The organism is Bacillus cereus group sp. Bc031 (genome assembly GCF_027716265.1).
In the GTDB taxonomy this organism is placed as follows: domain Bacteria; phylum Bacillota; class Bacilli; order Bacillales; family Bacillaceae_G; genus Bacillus_A; species Bacillus_A paranthracis.
In genome coordinates, this window is sequence record NZ_JAQFUL010000158.1 from 1 (window position 1) to 4,858 (window position 4,858).

Consider the following 4,858-nt stretch of genomic DNA (forward strand, 5'->3'; position numbering starts at 1 on the left):
CTAGGAAACTAGCACGTACGGTGTGAGGTGGGGGAAAAGGTGGAGATTACATCAAAGCCTTACCTATCATCATAAGTTGTTGTAGAAGCAAATGAAGAAGAATCAATTCTATTTGGAGAGCTTACACTCGAGAAAATTAAAGAAGTACGCAAAGGAATTCCAGTTTTTGCGGATCGACGTCCAGAATTATACAAATAAAATGTTGACAAGTGATTTTTATTCTTGGTATAGTCTTCAACATAAAGTTAAAAATTCTAAAAAATTATACAACTCTTATCAAGAGCAGGTGGAGGGATTTGGCCCGATGAAGCCCAGCAACCGACCGTAATACCATTGTGAAATGGGGCGTTTATGACGCCAAAAGGCACGGTGCTAATTCCAGCAGAAAGTAAAACTTTCTGGCAGATAAGAGGGGAGAAGATAAACTTCAAACCTCTTTCTTAGTGGAAAGAGGTTTTTCTGTGTTAGAAAAACCTCTGAATTAAAAAAAGGGGGAGAAGACGATGGGATATTATTCATTAACAGAAGTAACCGCTGTACAATATGCGAAAGAACATGGCTATTTTGAAAAGAAAGCAAATGTAGTTTGTCATGAAATTGGAGATGGAAATTTAAATTACGTGTTCAAATTAGATGATGGAGAGAAGTCTATTATAATAAAACAAGCACTACCATATGCGAAAGTAGTTGGTGAGAGCTGGCCATTGTCTATAAAAAGAGCAACGATTGAAAGTAAAGCATTACAAATTTTCGCGAAGTATGTACCTGAATATGTGCCGGTAGTGTACAGTCATGATGAAGAGTTAGCAGTAACAGTCATAGAAGACTTATCAAGATTAACTATTACAAGAAAAGGATTAATAGATGGAGAAGAGTATCCACTTCTATCCCAGCATATCGGTCGTTTTCTAGCGAATGTTTTATTTTATACTTCAGATTTTGGTTTACAGTCAGAAGAAAAAAGGGTACTAGAAGGTACATTTGTAAACCCAGATCTTTGTAAAATAACAGAAGATTTAGTATTTACAGACCCGTTTGGTCATTACGATACGAATGATTATGAACCGGAGTTACAATTGGCTGTAGATGAACTATGGAGTGATAAAACTTTAAAACTAAAAGTAGCGCAATATAAATATAAATTTTTAACGAGAAAAGAGGCACTCATTCATGGAGATTTACATACTGGAAGTATTTTTTCATCACCTTCTGAAACGAAAGTGATTGACCCAGAATTTGCAACGTACGGTCCATTTGGATTTGACATCGGGCAATTTATTGCAAATCTATTATTAAATGCTCTATCTAGAGAGGAAGAACAGAGAAGTGTGCTATTTTTCCATATTGAGAAAACATGGAGCTATTTCGTAGACACTTTTACGAAGTTATGGATTGGAGAAGGTGTAGAAGCATATACGAAAGAGAAACAATGGTTGCCGATTATTTTGCAAAATATTTTTACGGATGTGGTCGGATTTGCTGGATGTGAGCTTATCCGAAGAACAATTGGCTTAGCACATGTAGCTGATTTAGATGAAATAGCAAATAAAGAAACGAGAATTCAAGCTAAGAAACAAGCGTTATCCTTAGGTAGAGAACTAATAAAATATGAATCTAAAAACGCTGATATTCAACTGTTCCGAGCATTATTCCAACAGACAGTTTCTGGAGGGGTAAAAGCATGAGTACAGTTGTTACGATTCCGAGGTCTGTCAGTTGGAAAGGTGATGCCATTGCAGTATTAAATCAAACAAAGTTGCCGCATAGCACAGAATACAAAACATTAACGACGATTGAAGAGGTATGGAAAAGTATTGTCATGCTAGAAGTACGAGGAGCACCTGCAATTGGAATTGTAGCTGCATTTGGCTTGGCGCTTGCATCAAAAAAATATACTACTTTACATATTGAAGAATTTCAAAAGAAGTTTAATAGAGATTGTAATTATTTAGGGACGTCACGCCCGACAGCAGTCAATTTATTTTGGGCAATCGAGCGTATGAGAGAATCTATTCAAGAAATTACTACAATAAAAGAAGCGCAAAAAATATTAGAAGAAGAAGCGCTTCGTATTCAGCAAGAAGATGAAGCGGTATGCCGAAGTATTGGAGAACATGCATTAACATGCTTTAAAGACGGTGATAACATTTTAACAATTTGTAACGCTGGCAGTATTGCAACTGCTAAATATGGTACTGCATTAGCACCGTTTTATATTGGGAAAGAAAAAGGTGTACATTTACATGCATATGCATGTGAAACGAGACCGGTTTTACAAGGCGGTCGCTTAACGACTTGGGAATTAAAACAGGCAGGTATTGATGTAACACTTATTACAGATAATACGGCAGCTCATGCTATTCAAACGAAAGAAATCAACGCAATTATTGTAGGAGCGGACCGAATTGTCGCAAATGGGGATACAGCAAATAAAATCGGAACGATGAATTTAGCTATATTAGCAAAGTATTTCGATATCCCGTTCTACGTTGCAGCTCCACTATCTACATTTGATATTACGAAACAAACAGGTGCAGAAATTGTTATTGAAGAAAGAGATGAAACAGAAGTTACGAAAATTTTTGGGAAACAGGTAACGCCAGTTGGAACTACTGTTTATAATCCTGCATTTGATGTAACACCGAATGAATTAATTACAGGTATTATTACTGAGCAAGGTATTATACGTGGAGATTATAAGCGAGAAATTGCATCATTGTTTGAAAAAACAAGCTAATACATAATAGCTTGTTTTTCTATGCCTAAATGTGTTCTTTTTTCTTATTTATATAATGAAAGGAGGAGAAAAAGATGGAAGAGTGGATCAAGATGATAGGTAATGTAGGGTTTCCAATTGTTGTAACATTATATTTACTTCATCGAATTGAAAGTAAATTAGATGGGGTAATTGTTGCAATAGAGAAGTTGCCACGGCAATTACTACAGTATGATGATCCTCGCGATAAAAAATAAAGTTTGCTCTTCGTGAGCAAACTTTATTTTTTATTGAGCAGTATAACCACCATCGATAACGACAGCTTGTCCAGTTATACCTTTAGCTTTTTCGCTCGCTAAAAACATCGCATAATCAGCAATCTCTTGTACTTGTAATAAGCGTTTTTGTGGGACAAGTGGATAAATGACATCCTCTAGAACATTTTCAAGTGGTACATTTCGTGTAGTGGCCAAGTCTTGTAATTGATTCCGTACGAGAGGGGTATCGACATAACCGGGACAAAGCGCATTAACAGTAATTCCGTGAGTAGCCCCTTCTAAAGCGGCAACTTTTGTTAATCCAATTACACCATGTTTTGCGCTATTATAAGCAGCTTTTCCAGCGAATCCAACGAGGCCATTAATGGAAGCTACATTAATAATTCGGCCATATTTTTGCTTTTTCATAATGGGAAAGGCATGCTTAACGGCGATAAAAGGAGCGATTTGCATAATTTTAATTAGTAGCTCGAATTTTTCGGTTGGAAAATCTTCAATTGGTGAAACGTGTTGCATGCCTGCATTATTAATTAATATGTCTAATGAACCGAAATGAGTAACAGTTTGAGAAATGGATGCTTCTATTTCTTCTTCGGATGTAACATCACATTTTAAGCCGATAGCTTGAAAGCCCTCTTTTTGTAGTTGTTCAGCAGCTTCTTTTGCACGTTCTTCAAGACGATCGGTAATAACAACTTTTGCCCCTTCTTTTGCAAAAGCGTTTCCCATTTCATATCCAATACCACTTGCAGCACCTGTTAAAAAAACAACTCGATTTGTAACCATGATGAAAAACATCCCTTCGTAATAAAGTTCTCATATTGCTCTATTTAGAGAGTGGATAAGAAAAATCCTGCAAAGATTTGGAAAAATATTGTTAGCTATCTTGTTTTGCAAAATAGTCTCTGCTATACTATTTTGTAAAGCAAGATACTTACGCTTATCTATCTTGTAAAACAAGATAGTAGGAGGATTTGAATTATGTCGACAAGTCAAATGCTGAAAGGGATTTTAGAAGGATGCTTACTTGCTATTATTTCTGAAGGTGAAATATACGGTTATGAAATGAGTGAGAAGCTAGCAAAGTATGGCTTTACAATGGCGAGTGAGGGAAGTATTTATCCGTTATTAATACGAATGCAAAAAGAAGGATTCATAAAAAGTGTAATGAAGGAATCCCCATCTGGTCCAAAACGGAAGTATTACACGTTAACAGAAGATGGCGAAGACGCACTGGATGAATTTATGGATCGCTGGGAAGCGATGCAAAGTAGTGTGGAACGTCTACTTGAAGGGAAGGGGAGAAGAAAATAATGCTATCAAATGAAGCACGAAAGTTTTTATTAGATATGAGGTTGTTTTTGACTGCAAAGAGTGTGAAAGAAAGCGATATTGAAAGCTTTATTGAAGACGCAGAACTTCATTTAATAGAAGGTGAGAGTAATGGAAAAAGCGTAGAAGAAATTTTCGGAAGCTCACCGAAAGAATACGCAAATGAACTTGTAAAAGTGATGGAAAGAGATAGACAGGAAACGTGGAAGCAAATTGGTTTTACAGTAATGAATATCGTATCGTTTTGGATTATTGCTTCTGTTCTAATAGTAAATAACGGACTATTACAGATGTCACTTATTCAGTGCGTTGGATATAGTTTGTCATTAATTTTAGTTGTGATAGGTCCTAATTTTCTACTTCGCAAAATGACTTTCGTAACAAGTTTTACAAAAACATGGTTTGCTATGTGGTCGTTAGTCATAATCGCACCAATGTTTCTAATAGGGGCTGTAACGCATGCCCATCAACTTAAGAACGAAAACAAAATGAACTTTCGTTCAAACAAACTAAAAAACACGTAATGTACTTT

Annotated in this window: 6 protein-coding genes, 1 pseudogene and 1 riboswitch; of the genes and pseudogenes, 6 read left to right on the forward strand and 1 reads right to left on the reverse strand. The window is 36.1% G+C overall.

Annotated elements, in window-relative coordinates:
* Window positions 1-75 precede the first annotated feature (75 nt).
* The 4 genes and pseudogenes from PDQ33_RS28195 to PDQ33_RS28210 all read left to right on the forward strand — a co-directional run.
* Window positions 76-198, forward strand: a pseudogene (locus PDQ33_RS28195) (carbon-nitrogen family hydrolase); the annotation flags it as partial.
* Window positions 199-270: 72 nt separating this feature from the next.
* Window positions 271-412: riboswitch (SAM riboswitch) on the forward strand.
* A 91-nt stretch (window positions 413-503) separates the two neighbouring features.
* The gene (gene mtnK, locus PDQ33_RS28200) at window positions 504-1,685 is read left to right on the forward strand and encodes an S-methyl-5-thioribose kinase (RefSeq protein WP_061132243.1); all 1,182 of its coding nucleotides are present in this window, start codon (window positions 504-506) and stop codon (window positions 1,683-1,685) included.
* On the forward strand, window positions 1,682-2,737 hold the full coding sequence (mtnA, locus tag PDQ33_RS28205) for an S-methyl-5-thioribose-1-phosphate isomerase (protein ID WP_270757058.1): 1,056 nt from the start codon (window positions 1,682-1,684) through the stop codon (window positions 2,735-2,737). The genes mtnK and mtnA overlap by 4 nt, the downstream gene beginning before the upstream one ends.
* A gap of 74 nt (window positions 2,738-2,811) precedes the next feature.
* Window positions 2,812-2,973, forward strand: a complete 162-nt coding sequence (locus PDQ33_RS28210) for a YvrJ family protein (RefSeq protein WP_000393331.1) — start codon at window positions 2,812-2,814, stop codon at window positions 2,971-2,973.
* Between the two features lie 30 nt (window positions 2,974-3,003).
* On the opposite strand, the gene PDQ33_RS28215 is transcribed toward PDQ33_RS28210, so the two are convergent.
* The gene (locus PDQ33_RS28215) at window positions 3,004-3,780 is read right to left on the reverse strand and encodes a 3-hydroxybutyrate dehydrogenase (protein ID WP_000258438.1); all 777 of its coding nucleotides are present in this window, start codon (window positions 3,778-3,780) and stop codon (window positions 3,004-3,006) included.
* Between the two features lie 195 nt (window positions 3,781-3,975).
* On the opposite strand from PDQ33_RS28215, the gene PDQ33_RS28220 reads away from it, so the two are divergent.
* Together PDQ33_RS28220 and PDQ33_RS28225 are read left to right on the forward strand one after the other, a co-directional pair.
* Complete coding sequence (locus PDQ33_RS28220) at window positions 3,976-4,308, forward strand: PadR family transcriptional regulator (RefSeq protein ID WP_000107963.1); 333 nt, start codon at window positions 3,976-3,978, stop codon at window positions 4,306-4,308.
* Window positions 4,308-4,850 carry a DUF1129 domain-containing protein gene (locus PDQ33_RS28225; protein WP_429680813.1) on the forward strand — a complete coding sequence of 181 codons (543 nt, stop codon included), beginning with the start codon at window positions 4,308-4,310 and terminating at the stop codon, window positions 4,848-4,850. The genes PDQ33_RS28220 and PDQ33_RS28225 overlap by 1 nt, the downstream gene beginning before the upstream one ends.
* Window positions 4,851-4,858: the final 8 nt, after the last annotated feature.

Bases quoted from the DNA above. Each gene is read 5' to 3' on its own strand.
- mtnK (WP_061132243.1), top strand. From the start codon at position 504: ATGGGATATTATTCATTAACAGAAGTAACCGCTGTACAATATGCGAAA.
- mtnA (WP_270757058.1), top strand. From the start codon at position 1,682: ATGAGTACAGTTGTTACGATTCCGAGGTCTGTCAGTTGGAAAGGTGAT.
- PDQ33_RS28215 (WP_000258438.1), bottom strand. From the start codon at position 3,780: ATGGTTACAAATCGAGTTGTTTTTTTAACAGGTGCTGCAAGTGGTATT.
- PDQ33_RS28210 (WP_000393331.1), top strand. From the start codon at position 2,812: ATGGAAGAGTGGATCAAGATGATAGGTAATGTAGGGTTTCCAATTGTT.
- PDQ33_RS28220 (WP_000107963.1), top strand. From the start codon at position 3,976: ATGTCGACAAGTCAAATGCTGAAAGGGATTTTAGAAGGATGCTTACTT.
- PDQ33_RS28225 (WP_429680813.1), top strand. From the start codon at position 4,308: ATGCTATCAAATGAAGCACGAAAGTTTTTATTAGATATGAGGTTGTTT.